Source organism: Nonomuraea sp. B1E8 (assembly GCF_039871515.1).
GTDB lineage: Bacteria > Actinomycetota > Actinomycetes > Streptosporangiales > Streptosporangiaceae > Nonomuraea.
In genome coordinates this window covers 541,162-564,488 of sequence record NZ_JBDPLS010000004.1, presented here as the reverse complement: position 1 = coordinate 564,488, position 23,327 = coordinate 541,162, and the positions used below count along the sequence as shown (strand labels likewise).

The following is a 23,327-nucleotide window of genomic DNA, read 5'->3' as shown; positions in this document are numbered from 1 at the left end:
ACTGGTAAGTACATGAGACGTGTGCGGGTCCAGCGCGATCTTCCCGTGCCGATGCCGGACGGCGTGACGCTGCTGGCCGACCACTACGCTCCCGCTCCGGGCGGGCCGGCCCCCGTCATCCTGATGCGCTCGCCGTACGGCAGGCGCGGCTGGCTCGGCCTGGTCTACGGCCGTGGTTTCGCCCGGCAGGGCTTCCACGTCGTCATCCAGAGCTGCCGCGGCGGCTTCGGCTCCGGCGGCCTGCTCGACCCGCTCGGCGACGAGCACGACGACGGCCTGGCCACCGTGGCGTGGCTGCGCGAGCAGCCGTGGTACGGCGGCTCGTTCGCCATGTTCGGCCCCTCCTACCTGGGATACACGCAGTGGGCGATCGCCCCCTACGCCGGGCCCGAGCTGAAGGCGATGGCCCTGCAGATCACCGCCTCCCAGTTCCGGGACGCCGCCTACGTGGGCGGCGCGTTCGCGCTTGAGTCGGCGCTGAGCTGGACGACGCTCACCGACGGCCTGTCGCGGCGGTTCGGCGGCGCCTCGGTGCTGACCGCGCCCCGGCTCACCCGCAGGGCGGTCCTGTCGGGCCGCCCGGTGGCCGAGCTGGACGTGGTCTCGGCGGGCCGGCCGCTCCGCTTCTACCAGGACCTGATCGCGCACCACGAGGACCCGCACGTCCCCTACTGGGACAAGCGTGACTTCTCCCCCCAGGTGGGCGAGGTGGACGCGGCGGTCACGATGCTCGGCGGCTGGTACGACGTCTTCCTCCCCTGGCAGCTCAAGGACTACGCGGCCCTGCGGGCGGCCGGGCGGCGGCCCTACCTGACGATCGGGCCGTGGTACCACATCGACGCCCGGCACGGCCGTCCCACGCTGGCCGAGGCGACGGCCTGGTTCCGCGCGCACCTGCTCGGCGACTGCTCACGGCTGCGCCCCGACCCGGTGCGGATCTACGTGACGGGCGCCGGGCAGTGGCGCGACCACGCCGACTGGCCCGTGCCCGGGATGCGGGAGCAGCGCTGGCACCTGCAGCACGGGTTCGGTCTCGGGGTGGAGGGCCCCCGCGAGGCCGAGCCCGACCGTTTCCGCTACCACCCCGCCCACCCGACGCCGGTGATCGGCGGGCCCGTGCTGCTCGGCGACTCCAGGCCGCGCGACCAGCGGCGGCTGGAGCAGCGCCGCGACGTGCTGGTCTACAGCTCGCCGGCGTTGATGGAGGCGGTCGAGATGATCGGCCCGGTCCGCGCGGAGCTGTTCGTACGGTCGAGCACCCCGTACGTGGACGTCGTCGTGCGGGTGTGCGACGTGCACCCGGACGGGCGCTCGATCAACGTGTGCGAGGGCGTGCGCCGCCTGGGGCCGGGCGACGGGGACGGCGACGGGGACGGCGTGCGCAGGGTGGAGGTGGACCTGTGGCCGATGGCGCATCGGTTCGGGCGCGAGCACCGGATCAGGCTGCACGTGGCGGCCGGGGCGTACCCGACGATCGCCCGCAACACCGGCACGGGCCACCCGCTCGCGGCGGGCGGCTCGGACGGCGAGCTGGTGCCGGCCGACGTCGAGGTGTTCCATTCCCCCGAACGTCCCTCCGCCGTGGTGATGCCGCTGTGCGCGCCTCGCGGTTGATGTCGCTGGTCCTGCTGCTGCAGGGCCGGGGCGGGATGACGGCGGCCGAGCTGGCGGCCGAGCTGGAGGTCTCGGAGCGGACGGTGCACCGCGACGTGCTCGCGCTGTCGGAGGCGGGCGTGCCCGTCTACGCCGACCGGGGGCGGGGCGGCGGCTACCGGCTGCTCGACGGCTACCGCACGCGGCTGACCGGGCTGGACAGGGCGGAGGCGGAGGCGCTGTTCCTGTCGGGGGTGCCGGGGGCGCTGCGGGAGATGGGCCTGGCGGAGGTCGCGGCCACGGCCCGGCTGAAGGCCGCAGCCGCCCTCTCCCCCGCCCTGCGCGACGCTCCGGTGGTCGCCGCGCAACGTTTCCACCTGGACGCGCCCGGCTGGTTCGCCGGCGACGACCCGCCCCCGGCCGCGCTGGGGCCGCTGGCCAGGGCCGTGTGGAGCGACCGCCGCGTCCGCGCCGTCTACAAGGGCGCCGCCCGCACGCTGGAGCCGTACGGGCTGGTGCTCAAGGCGGGGACCTGGTATCTGGCCGCCCGGCGCGCGGATCGGTTCCTCATCTTCCGGGTGCACCGGTTCGGCGAGGTCACCGAGCTGGCCGAGCCCTTCGACCGCGACCCCGGCTTCGATCTGGCCGCCTTCTGGGCCGGGCGGTCTGCGGAGTTCAGCCGCTCGCTGCTCAGGGACACGATCACGCTGCGGCTCACCGAGCGCGGGGTGCGGATGTTGCGGCACGTCGCCGACCCGGCCGCGGTCGACGACGCGCTCGCCTCGCTCCAGCCCGACGGCACCGTGCGGCTGGCGGTGGAGTCGGCGCAGGTGGCGTACTCGCAGGTGCTGCGGTTCGGACCGGAGGCGGAGGTGCTCGACCCGCCGGAGCTGCGCGCGATGCTCGCCGACGCCACCGCCCGCATGGCCGCGCTCTATGGCCGCTGAGCGTCAGCGGTAGGCCTCCCAGCCGGCGTCGCCGCCCTTGTCGAGGACCTCGGTGATGTAGCGCCACACCTGGGGGCGGCTGCCGTCGACGTCGGTGACGCCGTACGCGTCGGCCAGGTCGCCGCTGTTCACCGACCGGCCCGACCAGCGCGCCTTGTCCGGGTCCTGGGCGAGCGCGGCCACGCCTCTGCCGATGTAGGCGGGCGTCTCGGAGACCATCCAGGCGCGCCGGTGCTCGCTCTCCATCGTCGCCTCCCGCCAGGTGTCCTCGGTGACGCCGTAGTGCTCGAGCATCGCCTCCGAGCGCAGGAATCCCGGCGTGACCACCACGGCCGTGCCGCCGTACGGGCGCAGCTCGGTGGACCAGGCGAACCCCAGCCGGTTCACCGACCACTTGGCCAGGTCGTAGTAGACGTTCTCCCGGTAGTGGGTCTCGTTGTAGGCCCGGGTGCCGTCGGTGACCTCCACCACGAGCCCGCCCTCGTTCCTGACGAGCAGCGGGAACAGGTGCCTGGCGCTGATGACGTGGGTGTCGATGGCCAGCCTGAGCAGGCGCAGCCCGTTGTCCAGGTCGTGCTTCCAGACGGGCGTGTCCCACTCCCACAGGTGGTCGCCGCCCCACACGTCGTTGACCAGCACGTCGAGCCGGCCGTGGTCGCGTTCGACCCGCGCGGCCAGCGCCGCCACCTGCTCCGGCACCAGGAAGTCGGTCCGGACCGGGATGCCCGTGCCGCCGGCCGCGGTCACCAGCTCGGCCGTCTCCTCGATGGTCTCCGGGCGGTCCATCTCCGAGCGCCCCGCGCGGGTGCTCCTGCCCGTGCAGTACACCGTCGCCCCGGCCGCGCCCAGCTCGACCGCAATGCCTCGTCCTGTTCCGCGGGTCGCGCCCGCCACTACGACAATCATGCGGCCGATCGTCGCGCGAAAAGAGGACATCTCATGTCATGTTTTCCGGCGGACCGTTCGGCGCACCCGACCGACCGCTCAGCGATCAGGTCTCACGCTCGTGGCGCGCCCGTCACTAGGGTCTGTACGGGCGACGTGACCTTCCCGGGCCCAGGCGTCTCAGATGCCGGGAGCCCTGCCGACATTTAGGCCAAACCGTAATATGCCGGACATTGGGTTACATATCCCCGTGAAGTTACTCTCCCTCTGCTGACTAATCGTCAGGAGCCTGTCACAAGCGGCTCTGATCCATTCATCGGAGGGTCGATGACTACCGGCGAACCCGGGCAGCCACGCACCGACCGCAGCCCATGGAACTGGCTGCTCGTCGTGCCGATCGTGCTGCCGCTGATGACGTTCCTGTTCAACGCCGACGAGCCCCGCCTGCTGGGCTTCCCGCTCTTCTACTGGCTCCAGCTCGCCTTCATCGTGGTGGGCGTCGCGTGCACCACCATCGTCTACAGGATGACCAAATGAGCGGGCACGTGACCGAGCTGGTCGTCTTCACCCTGCTGTTCGTCCTCGTCAGCGGGATGGGGTTCGTCGCCTCACGCTGGCGGCGGCCCGACGACCTGGCCAGCCTCAAGGAATGGGGCCTCGGCGGGCGCAACTTCGGCTCGTGGATCACCTGGTTCCTGGTCGGCGGCGACCTCTACACCGCCTACACCTTCGTGGCGGTGCCCGCGCTGGTGTTCAGCGCCGGCGCCCTGGGCTTCTACGCGCTGCCGTACACGGTGGTCGTCTATCCGCTGGTGTTCCTGGTGCTGGCGCGGATGTGGTCGGTCTCGCACGTGCACGGGTTCGTCACGCCCGCCGACTTCGTACGGGCCAGGTTCGGCTCGCCGACGCTGGCGCTGGCCATCGCGATCACCGGCCTGGTGGCCACGATGCCGTACATCGCGCTGCAGCTCGTGGGCATCGAGGCGGTGCTCAAGGCCATGGGCATCACCGGCCACCTGCCGATCATCATCGCGTTCGCGATCCTCGCGGCGTACACGTACCAGTCGGGGCTGCGCGCGCCCGCGCTGATCGCGTTCGTGAAGGACGCGCTCATCTACATCGTGATCCTGGCGGCGGTCATCTACATCCCGTCGCGCCTGGGCGGCTGGGACTCCATTTTCGACGCGGCCAAGGCCAAGTTCGAGGCCACGCCGGCGCAGGGCGACGGCTACATCCTCAACGCCGGCAACCAGCTCCAGTACGTGACGCTGGCGTTCGGCTCGGCGCTGGCGCTGTTCCTCTACCCGCACAGCCTCACGGGCGTCCTGGCCTCGAAGAACCGCAACGTCATCAAGCGGAACATGTCGGCGCTGCCCGCCTACAGCTTCGTGCTGGGGCTGATCGCGCTGCTCGGCTTCATGGCGATCGCGGCGGGCACCAAGCCGATCGTGGGCGAGAACGGCAAGGCCGACGCGAACACCATCGTGCCGGTGCTGTTCGACCAGATGTTCCCCGACTGGTTCGCGGGCGTCGCGTACGCCGCCGTCGGCATCGGCGCGCTCGTCCCCGCGGCGATCATGTCGATCGCGGCGGCGAACCTGTTCACCCGCAACATCTACCGCGAATACGTGAACAAGAACGCCACCGACTCCCAGGAGGCCAAGGTCTCCAAGATCGTGTCGCTGGTGGTCAAGGTGGGCGCGGTGTTGTGCATCCTGCTGCTCGACCCGCAGTTCTCGATCGACCTGCAGCTCATCGGCGGCGTGATCATCCTGCAGACGCTGCCGTCGGTGGCGCTGGGGCTCTACACGCGCTGGTTCCACAAGGGCGGCCTGATCGCGGGCTGGGCGGCCGGCCTGGCGGCGGGCATGTGGATGCTCTACCTGATCCCCAACCCGGCCAGCGGCAAGGCGCACTTCGGCGGCTCGGCGTTCGGGCTGTCGAACCTGGGCTTCGACACCACGATGACGGTCTACGCGGGCTTCCTGGCGCTGATCGTCAACCTCGTCGTGGCGGTGCTCGGCACGCTGCTGTTCCGTGCCACGAAGGTGGCCGACGGCGACGACGCGACCGCGCGCGACGACTACTTCGCCGACGAGGGCGAGCCGAAGGTCAAGAACCTGGACCTGACCGGTTCCCACTGACGCGACGGCGTCCCGGCCCGCTCCCCCGTCGCCTGCGGGGGGCGGGCCTGCGCGCGTCCGGCGCACTGGCCGTCAGCCGGTCGCCGGGTAGTCCGGGTCGGCCACCGCCAGCTTGGCCAGCACGGCCTGCTCCAGCGCGGACATGAGCGCCGCACCGTCCTCGACACGGCCCTCGCGGATGGCGGCGGCCAGCTCGGCGTCGTCGCCCACGCCGAGGGCGGCCAGCCGGGCCGCGTGCTCGCCGGCCTGGCCGGGGCCGAGCTCGATCTCCCTCTCCACCATGCCGAGCACGTTGATCGCCACGCGGGTGTGGTAGCGCGTTCTGCCGTCCACGGCGGGGAGCACGTCGGTCTGGAGGAAGTCGCGGACGGCGGCGACGAGCTGCGCCGCCGTGGGCACGTCGTGCGGGCTGGAAGGGCTCACCCGTCCAGAGTAGGTTCGGCGGGACGCCGGGCGAAGGCACCGGGACCCTTCCGACGGTATGGCGAGGGTATGAGCCCTTTATTCGCATCCGATCATGGAGAGGCTAATCTGCGGCCATGACCACACAGTCTCCGCTCGCGCCCGCCCCGGTGCTCGGGCCCCGCCTCATCCGGGCCGAGGTCATCGTCGTGCTGTCGGTCTCGCTCGGCGCCAGCGCCCTGGTGGCGATCGTGCGGCTGATCGGGGCGCTCACGGCGCCGAAGGAGCTGAAGGGTCAGCAGGCCGTGCTCGTCGGGTCGATGGCGCCGGATCGGCCCTGGCTGGACCTGGCGTTGCAGCTCGTGCAGATCGCGATCGCGGTGGCGCCGGTCGGGCTGGTGGCGTACCTGCTGGTGCGGTCGGGCGAGTCGCTGCGCACGATCGGCGCCGACTTCCGCCGGCCCGGGCGCGACCTGCTGCGCGGGGCGGCGCTGGCGGCCGCGATCGGCGGCTCGGGGCTGGCGTTCTACCTCGCGGTGTGGGCGGCCGGGGTGAACCTGACCGTCGTGCCCGGCGCGCTGCCCGAGGTGTGGTGGCAGGTGCCGGTGCTGCTGCTCGCCGCCGCGCAGAACGGCGTGCTGGAGGAGGTGCTGGTCGCCGGATATCTCCTGCACCGGCTGGGGCAGGCCGGCTGGTCCCCGTGGAAGGCCGTCGCGGTGTCGTCGGTGTTGCGGGGGTCGTACCACCTGTATCAGGGGTTCGGGGGGTTCGTCGGGAACGTGGTGATGGGCGTGGTGTTCGGGCGGCTGTACCAGCGCTGGGGACGGGCGATGCCGCTGATCGTGGCGCACACGCTGATCGACGCCGTGGCCTTCGTCGGGTACGCCTTCCTGCGCGGCAAGGTGAGCTGGCTGCCCTGAAGGTGGTTGACTGGGCAACGGTTCGGCGTTGAGATCCTTGCATGAGCTTCGCCGTACCCGACCGGGTCCGCCCCGTCCGCGACGCCGTGCACGCGTTCATGACCGAGCGGGTGGAGCCGGCGGAGCCGGTGCTGCACGCGGGCGGGCCGGCGGCCACGCAGCTTCTGGACGAGCTGCGGGCCGAGGCGAAGAAGGAGGGCCTGTGGGCGCTCGGCCATCCGCGCGAGCTGGGCGGCGGCGGGCTGCCGTTCCTCGACTACGCCTACGTCAACGAGGTGCAGGGGCGCAGCGAGTACGGCCAGCTCGCGCTCGGCACGTTCACCCTCCAGGACTCGCTGATGTTGCACGAGCACGCCTCGCCTCAGCAGCGCGAACGCTATCTCGAGCCGCTGGTGCGCGGCGACATCTGGCCCAGCTTCGCGATGACCGAGCCGGCGGTGTCGAGCAGCGATCCCACGCAGATCGCGACGTCCGCCGTGCTGGACGGCGACGAATGGGTGATCAACGGGCACAAGTGGTTCACCACGGGAGCGTCGCGGGCGGCGTACACGACCGTGATGTGCAGGACCGAGCAGGACGCTCCGCCGCACCTGGCGTTCTCCATGATCCTGGTGCCGACGGACACGCCCGGCTACACGATCATGCGCGAGACGCCCGTGCTCGGGCTCGACGGGGCGCACTGCGAGGTGCGCTACGACGACGTCCGCGTGCCCGCCGGCAACCTGCTCGGGCCGCGCGGGCAAGGATTCGTCATCGCGCAGAAGCGGCTCGGGCCGGGCCGGATCTTCCACTGCATGCGCTGGCTGGGGCAGGCCCAGCGGGCGTTCGACCTGATGTGCCGCAGGATGCACGAGCGGACCGCGTTCGGCGAGCCGCTGGCCGCCAAGCAGCTCATGCGGCAGCACGTGTTCGACTCCTACGCCGAGATCCAGGCCGCCAGGCTGCTCACGCTCGACGCCGCCGAGGCCATCGACGCGGGTTCGCAGGCGCGGGTGGAGATCGGCGCGATCAAGGTGGTGGGGGCGCGCATGCTGCACAACGTGATCGACCGGGCCATCCAGGTGTACGGCGCCGCCGGGCTGACCCCCGACACGCCGCTGGATCGGATGTACCGGCACGCGCGGGCCGGGCGGATCTACGACGGGCCCGACGAGGTGCACATCGACGCGGTGGGGCGGCGTGTCCTGGGCGCCTACGCGGCGGGCGGCACCTGGGCGTTCGGCCTGCGGTGAACGATCCGCACACCATCGCCGCCGAGGCGTTCGGCCCGGGCACGCGCGTCACGTCGAGCGTCAGGCTGCCGGGCGGAGCGTCACGGGAGACCTGGGCCCTCGACGTCACCGGCCCGGACGGGGATCGGCACGAGCTGGTCCTGCGGCTCGACTCGCCAGGAGCGGCCCCGCAGGCCGAACTCGGCGGAGGCCTGGCCGCCGAGGCGAGGCTGATGCGGGCCGCGGCGGACGCGGGCGTGCCGGTGCCGGGGATCGTCGCCTCCGGCGCCTCCTACCTCCTCATGACCCGGGTCCCCGGCGAGACGATCCCGCGCAGGATCCTGCGCGACGACGCCTACGCCGCGGCCAGGCCCCTGCTGGCCGACCAGTGCGGGCGGGCGCTCGCGGCCGTCCACCGGATGCCGCTGTCCTGCGCGCCACGGGAGGAGCAGGAGGATCCCCTGCTGCGCTGGCGCGACCTGCTCGACCAGCTCGGCGAGCCGCATCCGGTGTTCGAGCTGGCCCTGCGCCGTCTCGCCGCCGACCGGCCGCCCGGCTCGCGGACGACCGTCGTGCACGGCGACTTCCGCAACGGCAACCTGATCGTCGGCCCCGAGGGGATCAGAGCGGTGCTCGACTGGGAGCTCGCCCACGCCGGCGACCCGCTGGAGGACCTCGGGTGGTTGTGCGTGAAGGCGTGGCGGTTCGGCTCGCCGCTGCCGGTGGGCGGCTTCGGGCACTACGACGACCTGATCGACGCGTACGAGCGGGCGGGCGGCGCCCCGGTGGACCGGGAGGCGCTGCGCTGGTGGGAGACGTTCGGCGTGCTCAAGTGGGGCGTCATCTGCGTCATGCAGACCATGCGGCACCTGCGCGGCGGCGCGCGGTCGGTCGAGCTGGCCGCGATCGGGCGGCGGGTGTGCCAGAACGAGTGGGACCTGCTCCAGATGGTGCGCGAGCGCACGGCCCGCGGGTGAAGGGCGTCTCTCAGTCCTTCCCCGCGGCGTGCGGGGCCCCGGCGCCGGAGACCGCGGCGGCGATCACGTCCACCAGCCCCTCCACCACCTGCGTGCGGTCCACCTCCGGATGCTCCAGCCACCAGTCGCCGGTCGTCTGCACCATGCCGACGAAGGCGTGCCCGAGCACCTGCGCCCGCACCGGATCGGCCACCGCGCCCTCGGCGGCCAGCAGCGCGCCCAGTTCCTCCCCCAGGCCGCGCACCAGGGAGGTCATGCGGGAGCGGATCGCGGTGTCCTCGGCCCCGGCCCGGAGGAACAGGAACCGGTAGAGGTTGAGATTGGCGGAGATCAGGTCGAGGTAGACGCTGATGGCGGCTCGCGCCCGGCCGCGCGGGTCCATGCCCGGCGCGGCGAGCCAGGGCCGCAGCCGGCCGATGACCGTGCGCACGTGCCGGTCGGCCAGCGCCTGGTAGAGGCCGCTCTTGTCGCCGAAGTGGCGGTAGAGGACAGGCTTGGTGACGCCCGCCGCGGCGGCGATGGCCGCCATCGACGCCTCGGGGCCGTCGTCGGTGATGACCCGGTCGGCCGCGTCGAGCAGCGCCCTGCGCCGATCCGGATCCCGCCCGCTCACCTTCCCAGGATAGATCGCAACCGGACGGGCAGCAGCGCCGAGAGCACCAGCAGCGCTCCGATGAGCAGGTAGAGGCCCGTCATCCCGGCGAGCGTGCCGGGCGGCTCGCCCGGCTGCGCCCACGGCACGCCGTCCGGCCGCGACCACGGCAGCCCGCCCGCTCCCGCCCAGGGCAGGCGGCCGGCGGCGCCGAGCGCGGCGTCCACGTCGAGGGCGAACAGGAGACCGGCCGCCGCCAGCGGCACGCCGCAGCACAGCGCCGCCGCGGGCCAGGCGGTGAGGACGGTGACGATGACGGCCACCGCCCCCAGGCAGGCCAGGCCGGCCGGCGCGGGGCCGAACGTGGCGACGCCCGTGCGCAGCGCCCTGGCGGCCGCCTCGGTCAGGTAGTAGACGGGGATGAGCGCGGCCAGTCCGGCGACGGCGCCCATCACCTGCCGGGTCCCGTGGTTCACGTGCCGCCCCGCCCTCCCGCCGCCGTACCCGCCCCTGTGTCCGCCGGAAACCTTATCGGGCCAGCTCAGCGGCGTGCCGGGATTCGCGGATGTACGCGACCGGCCGGGCGCGTCGAGCTCCGTACGGGCTCAGGCGCCCCGTCTTGCCGGCGGGATAGTTTCGAGGCATGCGCAACTCTCCCGGCTCCGGCCTCCTGATCGTCGTCCGCGGCGGGCGCCTTTACGATGTAGATCACTAGATTGCCCTCGAAATCGTGAAATTACTGGAAAATACTGGGATGGTTGATACAGTCGCGCCATGAGTGACCGGCTGGACGACCTCGAGCGGCGAATCGACGAGCTGCGAGCGGGCGTCCGCAAGGCGATGCGGGCCAGGGACGGCGCCAGGGCCCGCGTCCTGCGGGCCGAGCTGCGCAGCGCCGAGCACGCCTGGGACACCCTGGTGAGCGGCGAGCAGCCCGCCAAGGAGGAGCCACCGCGCCTGGTCACCGTGCGCGAGCAGGTGCACCAGGGGCTGCGCCTGCTGGGGGCGGCCGCCCAGCCGAGACTGATCGTGGCCGTCAGCGCCGCGTTCTTCGGCGGCACGATCAGCAGCAGCCGGCTCACCAGCCTGCGCAGGGACGAGGAGCGCTCGTTCAGGTCGTCGCCGTTCGGGCGGCCGTACTATCTGTGCGCCGCGCTCACCGACCGCCTCTCCCCCGCCCGCGGCCTCCTGACGCTCAGCGCCTGGCCGCTGGAACGGCGCGTGGTCGGCCCGCTCAGCCCTCGTGTCGACTTCCTGACCTGCGCCATCGCGGTGGCCGAGCAGGAGACCGGCGACGAGCGGGCGGACAGGTTACTCGTCAGGATGGCCAGGAACATCCCCGGCGCGGCCGACGGCGCGCTGGGCCCGCCGCACCGCGGCAGGGTGATCGAGGCGGCCAGGGCCGAGCTGCGCGTGCACGCCGACCGCGACACGCGGGACCGCGCCGAGCTGGCGCAACGCGCCGTGGCACAGCTCGATGACGCGGCCCGCCTGTTCGGCGCCGCTACGCTGGGCACGATCAAGAAGGAGAACGCGAAGTGAGCGGCTTGAAGCGCGCCGTGCGGAGCGGGGCCACGAACCCGCGAGGCAGCTCGGCGACGACAACGGAGGCAGACGGCGGCACCGGTCGGCCGAGCGCACGGGACGGAGTACGGCCGTGACCCCGCAACCCCGGCTCGACATGCTGCGGGGCGTCACGCCGCCGCGCCCCCACGACGCCCGCGCGATCGCCGCCCTGGCCGCCAACCCCGGCTGCGCCCGCCGCGCCCTCATGGACGGCGCCGGCGTGGACAAGGACGCCGCCGCCCGGCACCTCGGTTTCCCCGCGCCGTTCGGCCAGTCGCCGTTCGCGATCACGCGCGGCAACGTGTTCGAGGCGCTGGTCAAGGCCGACGGATGCGCGGAGCTGCTGCGGATGCTGCGCGAGCTGCTCGGCCTGCCCGTCGCCGAGGTCGCCTACCACGACGTGGAGAACGTCGGCGCCCACCTGCGCCACGCCCACACCAGGACGCTGATCGACCGGGCCGCCCGCGACGAGCACGACGCGGGCACGCTGTACGACCACCCGCTGCTCAGCCTGGAGATCGCCGGCCACACCGCCTACCTGGAGCCGGACGTGGTGGCGTTCCAGCTCGGCGGCCGCTTCCACATCGTGGAGATCAAGTCGTTCGCGGTGATCGACGGGCAGGCCGACCCCTCGGCGGTGGCGGCGGCCGCCCGCCAGGCCGCCGTCTACGTGCTGGCGTTGCGCACGCTGCTGGAGGAGCTGGGCCACGACCCCCTGAAGGTCTCGCACGACGTGGTGCTGGTCTGCCCGGAGAACTTCGCCAACCGCCCCGTCGCCTCGCTGGTCGACGTGCGCAGGCAGCTCGCCGTGCTGCGCCGCCAGCTCGCCAGGATGACCGCCCTCGACCGGCTGCTCGAAGGGCTGCCCGACGATCTGACGTTCGACCTGCGGCCGGACGACGACGGCCGGCCCACCAGGCCGGTCGCCGAGCTGGCCGACGCGCTGCGCAGGACGACCGCCCGCTACGCCCCCGACTGCCTGTCCACGTGCGACATGTGCTTCTTCTGCCGCGACGAAGCCCGGCAGGAGGGCGCCTCCGACCTGCTCGGCCGGCAGGTGCGCGACGAGCTGGGCGGGGTCGCCTCGGTGGCGGAGGCGCTCGGCCTGGCCGACGGCACCCGCGACCCCGCCGCGGGCCAGGAGGAGATCGCGCGGCTGCTCCGCAACGCCGAACGCCTGCGCAAGGAGTGCCTGACGTGAGCCCGCGAGGGAGACCCACGTGAGCCTGCTGACCTCACTCGCCCGGCTGCGGGCCCTGGACGAGGGCATCGCGCAGCCCATCGCGACCGTCAGGCACTGCCACCTGGCGGACCCGCCGATGGTGTTCATCCCGCTCAAGCTGTCGGGCGAGGCCGCCGCGCCGCTCGCGGCCATGCTCGGCACCGACCGCGACCGGCCACGCCTGCTGGTGGTGACCCAGCCGCGCAACCGCGACCTGCGCTTCGCGTGGGCGGCCGAGCTGGCGGGGGTGCTGCTGCCGTACGTCGAGGGGTTCCTGCGCGACACCGAGACGGTGGAGCGCAGGAACGCCGACCCGTACGAGCGGGCGATCGACGCGCCGCAGATCCTCGTCCCCAACCCGGCGGGCGTGGCCTTCGTCCGGCTGCTGGGCCGCTCGATGCGCTTCCGCCGGGCCGACGGGCCCTACCCGGTGCCGGAGTCGGTGCCGCTGCTGGGGCGGTGGCTGACCTATTTCGCGGAGCGGGCGGCGTACCCTGGCTCGTCGCTGATGCCGGCCATGACGGAGGAGCTGGGCCGGCACTGGGCCAGCGGGCAAAGCGGCCTGGAGGACGCCAACCTGGCCGCGCTGCTGGCCTGGATCACCACCGGGCCGAGCGACGACGCCGAGGACCCGCTGATCTGGCCGCCCGCCGGGCCGGCGACCGACCCGGGATTCGACGCGGAGGTGCTCGCGCCGGCGATGGACAGCGGCTCGCCCGAACGTGTCACGGAGGCGCTGCGCACCCAGCTGGAGCCCGGGTGGCGGCTCATGTGGCAGGCGATCGACCTGCTCTCCGGGCTGGAGGCGGGCGCCGGCGTGGCGTCGCGGTGGGAGCAGGACCGCGGCTCGTTCAGCGGCATGGCCGCGCACATCGCCGAGGGCGCGCCACCCCAGCCCCGGCGCGACGGCGCGGTCGCCGCCGCAGCCAAGCTGGCCCGCATGGAACGCGCCCAGGCCGCCTACGACGCGCAGCGCGCCTACGACGACCCGCTCGTGATGGCCGAATACCGGCTGACCGGGGAAGCGTTCGCGGGCGAGGTCCTCGACAGCGACCCGGACAACACCGAGGGCGAGGGCCGCTCGCGCAAGCTCCGGCCGCTCGTGGTGATCAAAACCGACGATCCCGTACGCCTCGCGCCCGGCACGTCCCTCGGCACCCCGCAGCGGCGCGCGCAGGGCGCGGAGCTGGTGTCGGCCGGTGACGGCCTGGTCACCCTGAAGATCACCAAGGGCATGGGCCGCGGCAGGACGGCGGCGCCGGGCGCCGTGCCCGAGATCGGCGAGCGCGTCTGCTACACCTCGCTGACGGACGACTTCCAGGGCTCGCCCGCGCTGCCGGACGCCGAGGCCACCCCGTGGACGCACGGCGGGCCGCCGCAGGAGTACGTGCCCGACGACGAGGACGCCCAGGAGGAGTGGTCGTGACCGCCGGCCCGGAGCAGGTCATCAGGAACGTCCTCGCCGACCTGCCCCGCCACCGGGGCGTGGTGGTCGACTCCCCGCCCGGTGCGGGCAAATCCACGCTGGTCGTACGCGCCGCCGCGCACATCGCCGCCACCGGCGAGCCCCTGATGATCGTCGCCCAGACGAACGAGCAGGTCGACGACCTGGTGTCGCGGATCTCCGGCAAACATCCGCGCCTGAGCGTGGGGCGGCTGTCGGCGAGCGGATACGTGCCGCCGCCGCGGATGCTGGAGCTGCCCGGCGTGCGGGTCGGGACGCGGATCCAGGATCTGGGCGACCCCGACATCGTCATCGCCACGGCGGACAAGTGGGCGTGGATCGGCGGCCGGGTGTGGCCGTGGGCGATCGTGGACGAGGCGTACCAGATGCGCTCGGACAAGCTGCTGCGGATCGCGGGGCTGTTCGAGCGGGCGCTGTTCGTGGGCGATCCCGGGCAGCTCGACCCGTTCTCGATCGTCGACGGTGACCGCTGGTCGGGGTTGTCGTGGGATCCGCTGCAGAGCGCGGTGTCGGTGCTGCTGCGGCACAACCCCGATCTGCCCGTGCACCGGCTGCCGGTGTCGTGGCGGCTGCCCGCGTCGGCCGCGCCTGTGGTGTCGCGGGCGTTCTACCCGTTCACCGGGTTCCGGTCGGGCACGTCCGACGGGGATCGGCGGCTGGACCTGGCCACCGGCGGCATGGGCACGCCGCACGACCGGGCGCTGGAGGAGGCGGCCAGGTCGGGGTGGGCGCTGCTGGAGCTGCCCAACCGGCACACCGTGCGCACCGACGCGGAGGCCGTGCAGGCGGTGGCGCTGCTGGCCGGGCGGCTGCTGCAGCGGGGTGCGGTGGCGAGCTCCGAGCAGGGCGAGCGGCCGGTGACGGCGGACCGCGTCGCGGTCGGCGCGGCGCACCGCGACCAGGTGGCCGCCATCCGCGCCGCCGGCGTGCCGCCGCAGATCACCGTGGACACCGCCAACCGGCTGCAGGGCCGCGAGTACGACGTGACGATCGTGCTGCACCCGCTGTCGGGGCGCAGGGACGCGACGGCCTTCCACCTGGAGTCGGGCCGGCTGTGCGTGCTCGCGTCGCGGCACCGGCACGCCTGCGTGGTGGTGGCCAGGGCGGGCATCGCCGAGCTCCTCGACGCGCACCCGTCGGCCGAGCCGGTGCAGCTGGGGGTGCCGGTGAAGTTCCCCGACGGGTGGGAGGCGAACCAGTCGGTGCTGGAGCACCTCTCCCGCCACCGCGTCTGACGTCCCGGCAGCTGGTCAGGTGGCCGCCGGGGCGACGGGCTCCTCGTCGGAGGCGGCGGCCTCCGCAGGAGCGGCCCCGCGCAGCGGGATCTCCTGGATGAACGCCGCCAGCACCGGCACGGCCACCGCGAACGCGATGGCCCACCAGAAGACACCGGAGATGGACGCCGCCAGCGACTCCAGCAGCCCGGTGCGGACCTGGGCGGGCATGGCGGCGACCGCGCCCGGGTCCATCCTGGCGCCGGTCCTGGCCATGCGCTCGGCCGCCTGCTCGCCGAACCTGCCGGTCAGCTCGGACAGCAGCGCGCTGTTGAAGATCGCCCCGAACATCGAGACGCCGAAGGAGCCCCCGATCGACCGGAAGAAGGTGGTCGCGCTGCTGGAGACGCCCAGGTCCTTCTGCTCGACGCTGTTCTGGGCGATGAGCATCGTGGTCTGCATCAGGAAGCCCATGCCGAGGCCGAGCACCGTGATGTGGACGCCGGTCAGCCAGGCCGGCGTGGTGACGTCCATGGTGGACAGCAGCCACATGCCGGCGGCCATGCCGGCGCCGCCGATCACGGGATAGATCTTGTACTTGCCCGTGGCGGTGATGGCCTTGCCCACGAACAGCGACACCACCATGGAGGCGCCCATCATCGGCAGCAGCAGCAGGCCGGAGTTGGTGGCGGTGGCGCCCTGCACCATCTGCTGGAAGAGCGGCAGGAAGTTGATCGCGCCGAACATGGCGAAGCCGAGCAGGAAGCCGATGGCCGAGATCAGGGTGAAGTTGCGGATGCGGAAGAGCTGCAGCGGCATGATCGGCTCGGCCGCCCGCCGTTCCACCAGGACGAACGCCACCAGCGTGACCACGGCGAGCGCGGCCATGCCGAGGATCTGCCAGGAGCCCCACGCGTACTCGTTGCCGCCCCAGGTGGTGATGAGCACCATCGCGGTGATGCTGACCGACAGCAGGATCGCGCCCGCCCAGTCGATGCGCACCCGCGTGTTCTCCACCTTGGGCAGGTGCAGCCTGAGCACCAGCAGGACCAGCGCGATCGCGCCGATGGGCAGGTTGACGTAGAAGGCCCAGCGCCAGTCGAGGTTGTCGGTGATGAAGCCGCCGACCAGCGGGCCCGCGATCATGGCCAGCGACATGACACCGGCCATGATGCCCTGGTACTGGCCGCGTTCGCGGGGCGGCACGAGGTCGCCGATGATCGCCATGACGTTCACGATCAGGCCGCCCGCTCCCAGCCCCTGCACCGCGCGGAACGCGATCAGCTCGGCCATGCCGTCGTCCGGCCCGCCGAGCAGGTCGGAACCGGCCATTCCGCAGAGCGCCGAACCGATCATGAAGATGACGATCGAGATGATGAAGATGGCCTTGCGCCCGTACAGGTCGCCGATCTTGCCCCAGATCGGCGTCGACACGGTCGTGCCCAGCACGTACGCCGTGACCACCCAGGACAGGTGTGCCAGGCCGCCGAGCTCCCCCACGATGCGCGGCATGGCCGTGCCCACGATCATGTTGTCGAGCATCGCCAGCATCATCGCGAGCATCAGCCCCGGCAGGACGATCATGACCTCACGGCGTCGTCCGATTGCCTCCGCCACCACTTACCCCCCAGCACGCACGCTCCTTACTTGCCGACCGGCAAGCGTAGAATAAGGTAGATACTTACTTGTCGGCCGTCAAGTCGAAATAGGTGCGAAGTGCGGGAAGACACGCGAACCCGGATCCAGGAGATCGCGCTCAGGCTCTTCACCGAGCAGGGCTACGAGGCGACCTCCCTGCGGGAGATCGCCGAGGAGCTCGGGGTGACGAAGGCCGCGCTCTACTACCACTTCAAGACCAAGGACGACATCGTCGCGAGCCTGGTCGATCTCCGGCTGACCGACATCGAGGAGCTGCTCGCGTGGGCGCGCAGCCAGCCCAAGACCCCGGAGATGCGCCGGGAGCTGGTCGAGCGTTACGCCGCCTACCTGCGGCGCACCCGGCACCTCGGGGTGGCGAGGTTCCTCGAGCGTAACCAGACGGCGCTGCGCGACCACCCGACGCTCATCAAGATCCGCGAGCGGATGAAGGAGGTGACGCACGAGATGAGCGGGCCCGAGGCGACGCCCGTCGAGCGCATCAGCCGCTCGCTGGCGCTGTTCGGGCTGCATGCGGGCAAGTGGCTGGCCCTGGAGGGCGAGCTGTCGGAGGAGGAGATCCACGAGGCCACGATCGAGGTGGCCATGCGGCTCCTCGAGCCGTGATCATCCGCCCCGACCGCCCTGAAGGGACGATTGGGGCGCGAGATTCGGGGCAGAAGAACTCCACGCATCGATCCGGGAGGAGGCGCGGTGGAGACCACGATAGCGCTTCGACTGCCCCGCGATGCGGCGAGCGTCCCGCTGATCAGGGAGATGCTGGACGGCACGCTGCGCTCGCTCGGCGTCGATCCGCAGGTCCGCGACGATATCGAGCTCATGCTCACCGAGGCGTGCTCCAACGTGGTCAAACACGCGGCGCCCAGCGACGACTACCGCGTCTGCGCCATCGTCGACGAGGAGCGGTGTGTCATCCAGGTGGTGGACCACGGAGGCGGTTTCGACCCGCACAAGCTTGTCGACCACGGCCCGGGCTCCGAGCACGGACGCGGGCTGCAGATCATGCGGGCCCTCGCCGACGACATCCGATTCGCCAACAAGCACGAGGACGGGGCCATGGTGTGCCTGGAGAAGCGCCTGCGGTACGCGCCGGGCGCGGCCGGCACCCACCTCGTGATCACCTAGATCTTGCTGGGCCGCTCCGCCGGCCTGTGGTCGCGCAGCCGTACGCGGTGCGGACGGCCGTCGGCGGACCCGCGCTCCGCGGGGCCGCCGAGGCGCAACCGCCGACGCACGCGGGGCGTGTTCCCGCTCAGCTCGGCCCGCCGCCGCGCCGGCACGGCGCTGCCGCTCAGCTTGAGCTCCAGCCGTCGCTCCCGGCGGCTCAGCCGTCTCCACGCCGCACGCCAGTTGATCATTACGGCGGCCATCGTCACGAAGGTGACCATGGCGGCCACCGCGATGAGCAGCACGGCCATGACGATGAGGAGGACGACGACCGCCAGGGCACCGATCGCGCCGAGCACTTCCACCATTCCGCAGAAGATGCCCGTCGCCCAGCGGTCTATGCCTGATCTTGGGGATATAACGGGCTTACTCGGCCACGCCGTTCGCCTGGTCGAGGCGGCCGGGCAGGAGGTCGAGGCGGCGCAGGATGACGCCCTCGCGCAGCGCCCACGGGCACACGTCGAGCCGCTCCACCTCGAACAGGTCCATGATGGCGTCGGCGACCAGCGCGCCCGCCGCCAGCTGCGCCGCCCGGCCCTCGGACACGCCGGACAACTGGGCCCGCTCGGCGGCCTCCATGGTGGTCAGCTTGGCCGCCCAGTCGGCCATGTCCGCACGCGACAGCGAGCGCGCGACGTAGGGGCCCTCGTTGGAGGGCGCCGCGCCGGCGATCCTGGCGAGCTGCTTGAAGGTCTTCGACGTGGCCACCGCGCGGTCGGCCCCGCCGTATCTGACGATGTCGCCGACGGTGCGGGCGATCTCCGCGCGTACGTGCCTGCGCAGCTTGCGCACCTCGTCGGCGGACGGCGGGTCGCCGGTGAACCAGTCGCGCGTCAGCCGCCCGGCGCCCAGCGGCAGCGACACGGCCACGTCGGGCTCCTCGTCGACCCCGGCGGCGATCTCCAGCGAACCGCCCCCTATGTCGAAGGCCAGCAGGCGCCCCGACGACCACCCGAACCACCGCCGTACGGCCAGGAACGTCAGCCTGGCCTCGTCGCGGCCGGACAGCACGGTGATGTCCACCCCGCAGCGCTCGTCGATCTCGGCGAGCACCTGCTCGCCGTTGGCGGCCTCGCGCACGGCGGAGGTGGCGAAGGCCACGAGGTCCTCCACCCCCTTGTCCTCGGCGAGGGCGACGGCCTCCTCCACGAAGGCGCCGAGCCGCTCGACGCCCTCGCCGGCCAGCCGGTTGTCGTCGCCGAGATGCTCGGACAGGCGCAGCTCGACCTTGTGGGAGTAGGCGGGCATGGGCCGGGCGCCACGGTGGGCGTCGACGACCAGTAAGTGCACGGTGTTCGAGCCGATGTCCAGCACGCCGAGTCGCATGGTGAAACGCTACAGTCCTGCGGCTTCGACGACGACAGGGAGCCCGCCGCCGGGCGTGTGGGGAGGGCGGCCGGCGCCGTGGCGTGGGGCGTCCGCGTCGTGACGGCCATGCCGCAGGCATTACTCTTCCTTGGTGTCACGACACGTTGGGGGGATCTGTGAACGCTTGCTGCGGCCCGAGCAGAAACGCCACCTCTGGGCCCGTTCAGGAGGCCGTGGAGATCGCCGCGCGGCGGACGGCGCCGCGCGGCATGGTGCGCATCCCCGGCGGGACGTTCCTGATGGGCGGGGACGACGCCGACGGACGGCCCGACGACGGTGAGGGGCCGGTCCGCGAGGTGCGGCTCGACCCGTTCCTGATCGATCCGGCATGCGTGACGAACGCGCAGTTCGCCACGTTCGTCAAGGAGACCGGCTACGTCACGGAGGCCGAGCGGATCGGCTGGTCGTTCGTGTTCCACCAGTTCGCCACGGGTGGGGTGATGGACGCCTCCGTGCCGGGCGCGCCCTGGTGGGCCGGGGTCGAGGGGGCCACGTGGCGCTCGCCCGAGGGCCCCGGCTCCTCGATCGGCGACCGGCAGAACCATCCCGTGGTGCACGTGTCGTGGAACGACGCCAACGCCTACGCCACGTGGGCGGGCAAGCGGCTGCCCACCGAGGCGGAGTGGGAGATGGCGGCCCGCGGCGGGCTGGAGCGCAAGAAGTACCCGTGGGGCGACGAGCTGGCGCCCAAGGGCCGGCAGCGGTGCAACATCTGGCAGGGCCGGTTCCCGACCGCGCCGAGCAGGGGGACGGTGCCCGTCAAGTCGTTCCAGCCCAACGGCTACGGCCTCTACAACGTCTCGGGCAACGTGTGGGAGTGGACGGCCGACTGGTGGGGCACGACGTGGGAGGCCTTCGCCGACAACCCCACGGGTCCGGCCGAGGGCGGCGCCAAGGTGATCCGCGGCGGGTCGTACATGTGCCACGACTCCTACTGCAACCGCTATCGTGTCGCCGCCCGCACCTCCAACACTCCTGACTCCGCTTCCGGGCACACGGGTTTCCGCTGCGCGGCTCTAGTCTGATCGCATGTCACGAACCCTGCGACTGTTGATCACCGGCGGCGGCACCGGCGGTCACACCTATCCGGCCCTGACGACCCTGTCGGCCGTTCGGCGACGTCAGGTGCCGCACGACGTGCTCTGGGTGGGCACGGCCAACGGTCTCGAGGCCAGGATCACCGCCGAGCACGGCATCCCGTTCAAGGCGATCACGACGGGCAAGCTGCGCCGCCGCCCCAACCTCAAGGAGCTGGGCACCAACATCGCCGACGTGTTCCGCATCCCGGTCGGAGTGTTCCAGGCGGTGGGGCACGCGGCCCGCTACCTGCCCGACGTGGTGCTGTCGACCGGGGGTTACGTGGCGGTCCCCATCGGCGTGGCGGCCAAGCTGATCCGCCGGCCGCTGGTGATGCACGAGCAGACGACCGTGGTCGGGCTGGCGAACCGGATCCTGTCGAGGCTGGCGACCAGGATCGCGCTGTCGCACGAGTCGTCGCTGGAATATCTGCCCCCCGCGGCCAGGAAGAAGGCCGTGGTGACGGGCAACCCGATCCGGCCGGAGCTGCTGCAGGGCAACCGGGCGGCGGCCTACGACCTGTTCGGGCTGACGTTCGAGGTGCCGCTGATCTACGTGACGGGCGGGGCGCAGGGCAGCAAGCAGATCAACACCCTCATCGCCGAGGTGCTGCCGCGGCTGCTGCCGCACGCGCAGATCGTGCACCAGTGCGGGCCCGCCTGGATCGACCAGATGCGGGCCGTCGCGCTGCCCGGCGAGCTGGCCGAGCGCTACCACCCGGTGCCCTACGTGGGAGAGGAGCTGGCCGACCTGTTCGCCGCCGCCGACGTGGTGATCTCGCGCAGCGGCGCGGGCACGGTCTCGGAGCTGACGGCCATCGGCAAGCCGTCCGTGCTGATCCCGCTGATCCCGACGGGCGGCGACGAGCAGCGCAAGAACGCGGGCTACCTGGCCTCGGCCGGCGCGGCCAGGGCCCTGCTGGAGCCGCGTCCGGTGGCCGACCAGTTGCTGGCCGAGCTGATGCCGCTGCTGGCCGACCCCGAGCTGCGGCACTCGATGGGGCAGGCGGCGGCCGCGCTCGGCCGCCTGGACGCGGCCGACACCCTGTGCGACGTGCTGCTGGAGGCCGCGGGTCAGGGTTCGAGGTAGCGGAAGGCCTCGTGGGCGGAGCTCACGCTCCGCCGCAGCGCCTGCTCCAGCCGGTCGGCGTCGCGCGCCAGCCGGTCGAGCTCGGGAACGGCGAACCCGTCGGCCCCGGTCTCGGCCACGAGCTCCTCATACTGATGCATCCGGCCGCGCAGTTCCTCGATCTGCTCGTGGGCCACGTACGCGCGCTCGGCCTCGGTGACGTTGGCGGCGTACCGTTCCAGCGCCTCCACGCGGGCCAGCACCGCCGCCTCGCTGCTGTCGAGCGCGCCGGCCAGCGGCCTGGCCACGGCCTCCACCTCGGGTGTGAGCCCCTGCGAGAGGGTCTCCCTGTGCTTGGTGCGCAGCGCGGACAGCTTGGCCAGCAGCCGGGCGATCTCCCACTCCTGCGCCGGCAGCATCACGGCGTTGCGCACGTCGTCGAGCAGGCCCTCGGCGTTGACCCTGGAGCCGGTCACGGTGGCGATGGCCCGCTGGGCGCGGGCGAGCAGCCGCCTGGACGACTCGTCGAGGTCGTCGGTCAGCACGTAGCGGCCCTCGTACCAGCGCAGCTGCTCGTACGTCTGCCGCTCGTACTCGTCCTCGTCCTCTTCGCCCAGATCGTTCCGGACGAACAGGACGACCATGACGGGGATGAGCATCAGCAGGAGCATGAGGATGCCGAGCCCTCTGCCCAGGCCGCCGACACCCATGACCAGTCCGAAGAACGCCACCGTGCCGAAGCCGGCGGCCATGCGATAGCGCGCGCTCGACGCGGCCCGCCGCGATTCGGGCACCCAGCCCTGGCGCATCTTCATCAGCACCAGCCGGCTCTGCCTGAGCAGCTGAGCGTCATCGGGCGGCACCCCGGGGTCTACCACCACATCCGCCACAAAACCGGATCCTAAGGGAAATCAGCCCTTGAGGTGGCGAAATGCCTCGTGCGCGGAGCTGACGCTGTTGCGTAACGCCTGCTCAAGGCGGTCGGCGTCGTCCGACAATCGGCTCAGCTCCGGCACGGCCGACCCGTCGGCGCCCGACTCGGCGAGCAGTTCCTCGTAGCGGGGCAGCCGGGCGCTCAACCGCTCGATCTGGTGCCTGGCGCGGTAGGCGCGCTCGGCGTCGGCCACGTGGCCGGCGTACCGCTCCAGGGCCTCGACGCGGGCCAGCACCGCCCGTTGGCTGCTGTCGAGAGCCTCGGCGAGGGGCCCCGCCACGGCGGCCACCTCGGGGGTGACGCCCTCCGCGACGACCTCCTGGTGCTCGGCGCGCAGCGCCGAGAGCTTGGCCAGCAGCCGGGCGATCTCCCACTCCTGCGCGGGCAGCATCACGCCGTTGCGCACGTCGTCGAGCAGCCCCTCGGCGTTCACGCTGGAGCTCATGACCTGGTCGATCGCCGCCTGGGCGCGGCCGAGGAGCGGTCTCGCGGCATCGTCGAGGTGCTCGCGGAGCACGAAGCGGCCCTCGTATCCGCCGGCGTGGTCGTAGACGACACGCTCCAGAGCGTGCCGGCGCTCCACCTCGGCGTCGGGCCTGGGCCTGAGCAGGACGCTGACGATCAGCAGCGCCGCCCCTGTCATGATCACCACGAAGGCCGTGTACTGCTCGGCGACGAACAACGCCAGCCCGTACACGGCGGCCGCCACGGCCGTCACGCTGGCCGCCAGCCTGGCCACGGTGCCCGCCATGGGCCGGTGACCCCTGTGCTTGGGCGCCCAGCCCGCGTGGATGCGGACGAGCAGCTTGCGGTTGTCGCGCAAGAGGGCCGCGACGTCGTCGGGCACCGCCGGATCGACTATCACCTTCGCATGACGTCCGGCCACGTTACTGATCCTATGTCCCGGTCTGTCCGACTG

At 72.3% G+C, this 23,327-nt stretch carries 24 protein-coding genes; 15 read left to right on the top strand and 9 right to left on the bottom strand.

Going from position 1 to position 23,327, the window contains the following annotated elements; all coding sequences use genetic code 11:
* The first annotated feature begins 12 nt into the window (after positions 1-12).
* Together ABGA98_RS17500 and ABGA98_RS17495 are read left to right on the top strand one after the other, a co-directional pair.
* Positions 13-1,614, top strand: a complete 1,602-nt coding sequence (locus ABGA98_RS17500) for a CocE/NonD family hydrolase (protein WP_347619364.1) — start codon at positions 13-15, stop codon at positions 1,612-1,614.
* Positions 1,596-2,540 carry a WYL domain-containing protein gene (locus ABGA98_RS17495; RefSeq protein ID WP_347619363.1) on the top strand — a complete coding sequence of 315 codons (945 nt, stop codon included), beginning with the start codon at positions 1,596-1,598 and terminating at the stop codon, positions 2,538-2,540. The genes ABGA98_RS17500 and ABGA98_RS17495 overlap by 19 nt, the downstream gene beginning before the upstream one ends.
* 3 nt (positions 2,541-2,543) lie before the next feature.
* Here ABGA98_RS17495 and ABGA98_RS17490 read toward each other — a convergent pair whose 3' ends face one another.
* The gene (locus ABGA98_RS17490; protein ID WP_347619362.1) at positions 2,544-3,446 is read right to left on the bottom strand and encodes an SDR family oxidoreductase; all 903 of its coding nucleotides are present in this window, start codon (positions 3,444-3,446) and stop codon (positions 2,544-2,546) included.
* Between the two features lie 306 nt (positions 3,447-3,752).
* Here ABGA98_RS17490 and ABGA98_RS17485 point away from each other — a divergent pair, with 306 nt between their 5' ends.
* Together ABGA98_RS17485 and ABGA98_RS17480 are read left to right on the top strand one after the other, a co-directional pair.
* Positions 3,753-3,962 (top strand): DUF3311 domain-containing protein, encoded by a 210-nt coding sequence (locus tag ABGA98_RS17485; RefSeq protein ID WP_347619361.1) that lies wholly within the window; start codon positions 3,753-3,755, stop codon positions 3,960-3,962.
* Entirely contained in the window at positions 3,959-5,569 is a 1,611-nt protein-coding gene (locus ABGA98_RS17480; RefSeq protein ID WP_347619360.1) for a sodium:solute symporter, read from the top strand. Before ABGA98_RS17485 ends, ABGA98_RS17480 begins: the two co-directional genes overlap by 4 nt.
* Before the next feature lie 72 nt (positions 5,570-5,641).
* Here the strand turns inward: ABGA98_RS17480 and ABGA98_RS17475 are convergent, their stop codons facing one another.
* Complete coding sequence (locus tag ABGA98_RS17475) at positions 5,642-5,992, bottom strand: DUF6285 domain-containing protein (RefSeq protein WP_347619359.1); 351 nt, start codon at positions 5,990-5,992, stop codon at positions 5,642-5,644.
* A gap of 116 nt (positions 5,993-6,108) precedes the next feature.
* On the opposite strand from ABGA98_RS17475, the gene ABGA98_RS17470 reads away from it, so the two are divergent.
* Genes ABGA98_RS17470 through ABGA98_RS17460 form a run of 3 tightly spaced genes read left to right on the top strand, consistent with a single transcriptional unit; the run spans position 6,109 to position 9,079 of the window.
* Positions 6,109-6,891: a CPBP family intramembrane glutamic endopeptidase gene (locus ABGA98_RS17470; protein WP_347619358.1), complete on the top strand. Its 783-nt coding sequence runs from the start codon at positions 6,109-6,111 to the stop codon at positions 6,889-6,891.
* 41 nt (positions 6,892-6,932) lie between these two features.
* Positions 6,933-8,123, top strand: coding sequence for an acyl-CoA dehydrogenase family protein (locus ABGA98_RS17465; protein WP_347619357.1), 1,191 nt, complete (start codon positions 6,933-6,935; stop codon positions 8,121-8,123).
* Entirely contained in the window at positions 8,120-9,079 is a 960-nt protein-coding gene (locus ABGA98_RS17460; RefSeq protein ID WP_347619356.1) for a phosphotransferase family protein, read from the top strand. Before ABGA98_RS17465 ends, ABGA98_RS17460 begins: the two co-directional genes overlap by 4 nt.
* A 10-nt stretch (positions 9,080-9,089) precedes the next feature.
* Here the strand turns inward: ABGA98_RS17460 and ABGA98_RS17455 are convergent, their stop codons facing one another.
* Both ABGA98_RS17455 and ABGA98_RS17450 read right to left on the bottom strand, forming a co-directional pair.
* The gene (locus ABGA98_RS17455) at positions 9,090-9,692 is read right to left on the bottom strand and encodes a TetR family transcriptional regulator (RefSeq protein ID WP_347619355.1); all 603 of its coding nucleotides are present in this window, start codon (positions 9,690-9,692) and stop codon (positions 9,090-9,092) included.
* Positions 9,689-10,147: a hypothetical protein gene (locus tag ABGA98_RS17450; RefSeq protein ID WP_347619354.1), complete on the bottom strand. Its 459-nt coding sequence runs from the start codon at positions 10,145-10,147 to the stop codon at positions 9,689-9,691. The genes ABGA98_RS17455 and ABGA98_RS17450 overlap by 4 nt, the downstream gene beginning before the upstream one ends.
* Before the next feature lie 298 nt (positions 10,148-10,445).
* On the opposite strand from ABGA98_RS17450, the gene ABGA98_RS17445 reads away from it, so the two are divergent.
* The 4 genes from ABGA98_RS17445 (at position 10,446) to ABGA98_RS17430 (ending at position 15,159) form a co-directional block, all read left to right on the top strand.
* A complete protein-coding gene (locus ABGA98_RS17445) occupies positions 10,446-11,213 on the top strand; it encodes a hypothetical protein (protein ID WP_347619353.1) in 768 nt (255 codons plus the stop codon).
* Positions 11,214-11,328: 115 nt separating this feature from the next.
* Positions 11,329-12,438, top strand: coding sequence for a hypothetical protein (locus ABGA98_RS17440; RefSeq protein ID WP_347619352.1), 1,110 nt, complete (start codon positions 11,329-11,331; stop codon positions 12,436-12,438).
* Positions 12,439-12,457: 19 nt separating this feature from the next.
* On the top strand, positions 12,458-13,885 hold the full coding sequence (locus ABGA98_RS17435) for a hypothetical protein (RefSeq protein WP_347619351.1): 1,428 nt from the start codon (positions 12,458-12,460) through the stop codon (positions 13,883-13,885).
* Positions 13,882-15,159, top strand: a complete 1,278-nt coding sequence (locus ABGA98_RS17430; RefSeq protein WP_347619350.1) for an AAA family ATPase — start codon at positions 13,882-13,884, stop codon at positions 15,157-15,159. The genes ABGA98_RS17435 and ABGA98_RS17430 overlap by 4 nt, the downstream gene beginning before the upstream one ends.
* 15 nt (positions 15,160-15,174) lie before the next feature.
* On the opposite strand, the gene ABGA98_RS17425 is transcribed toward ABGA98_RS17430, so the two are convergent.
* Positions 15,175-16,755: an MDR family MFS transporter gene (locus ABGA98_RS17425; RefSeq protein WP_347619349.1), complete on the bottom strand. Its 1,581-nt coding sequence runs from the start codon at positions 16,753-16,755 to the stop codon at positions 15,175-15,177.
* Positions 16,756-16,854: 99 nt separating this feature from the next.
* Here ABGA98_RS17425 and ABGA98_RS17420 point away from each other — a divergent pair, with 99 nt between their 5' ends.
* Both ABGA98_RS17420 and ABGA98_RS17415 read left to right on the top strand, forming a co-directional pair.
* The gene (locus ABGA98_RS17420) at positions 16,855-17,400 is read left to right on the top strand and encodes a helix-turn-helix domain-containing protein (RefSeq protein WP_347619348.1); all 546 of its coding nucleotides are present in this window, start codon (positions 16,855-16,857) and stop codon (positions 17,398-17,400) included.
* 87 nt (positions 17,401-17,487) lie between these two features.
* A complete protein-coding gene (locus ABGA98_RS17415; protein WP_347619347.1) occupies positions 17,488-17,919 on the top strand; it encodes an ATP-binding protein in 432 nt (143 codons plus the stop codon).
* Here the strand turns inward: ABGA98_RS17415 and ABGA98_RS17410 are convergent.
* On the bottom strand, positions 17,916-18,269 hold the full coding sequence (locus tag ABGA98_RS17410) for a hypothetical protein (protein ID WP_347619346.1): 354 nt from the start codon (positions 18,267-18,269) through the stop codon (positions 17,916-17,918). The two genes, ABGA98_RS17415 and ABGA98_RS17410, sit on opposite strands and share 4 nt — an antisense overlap.
* 58 nt (positions 18,270-18,327) lie before the next feature.
* Positions 18,328-19,287, bottom strand: coding sequence for a Ppx/GppA phosphatase family protein (locus ABGA98_RS17405; RefSeq protein WP_347619345.1), 960 nt, complete (start codon positions 19,285-19,287; stop codon positions 18,328-18,330).
* 215 nt (positions 19,288-19,502) lie between these two features.
* Between ABGA98_RS17405 and ABGA98_RS17400 the strand changes: the two genes are divergently transcribed.
* Positions 19,503-20,354, top strand: a complete 852-nt coding sequence (locus ABGA98_RS17400) for a formylglycine-generating enzyme family protein (RefSeq protein WP_347619344.1) — start codon at positions 19,503-19,505, stop codon at positions 20,352-20,354.
* Between the two features lie 4 nt (positions 20,355-20,358).
* Positions 20,359-21,495 carry a UDP-N-acetylglucosamine--N-acetylmuramyl-(pentapeptide) pyrophosphoryl-undecaprenol N-acetylglucosamine transferase gene (locus tag ABGA98_RS17395; RefSeq protein WP_347619343.1) on the top strand — a complete coding sequence of 379 codons (1,137 nt, stop codon included), beginning with the start codon at positions 20,359-20,361 and terminating at the stop codon, positions 21,493-21,495.
* On the opposite strand, the gene ABGA98_RS17390 is transcribed toward ABGA98_RS17395, so the two are convergent.
* Together ABGA98_RS17390 and ABGA98_RS17385 are read right to left on the bottom strand one after the other, a co-directional pair.
* Positions 21,480-22,364: a hypothetical protein gene (locus ABGA98_RS17390; RefSeq protein ID WP_347619342.1), complete on the bottom strand. Its 885-nt coding sequence runs from the start codon at positions 22,362-22,364 to the stop codon at positions 21,480-21,482. The two genes, ABGA98_RS17395 and ABGA98_RS17390, sit on opposite strands and share 16 nt — an antisense overlap.
* A 21-nt stretch (positions 22,365-22,385) precedes the next feature.
* The gene (locus ABGA98_RS17385; RefSeq protein ID WP_347619341.1) at positions 22,386-23,294 is read right to left on the bottom strand and encodes a hypothetical protein; all 909 of its coding nucleotides are present in this window, start codon (positions 23,292-23,294) and stop codon (positions 22,386-22,388) included.
* Positions 23,295-23,327: the final 33 nt, after the last annotated feature.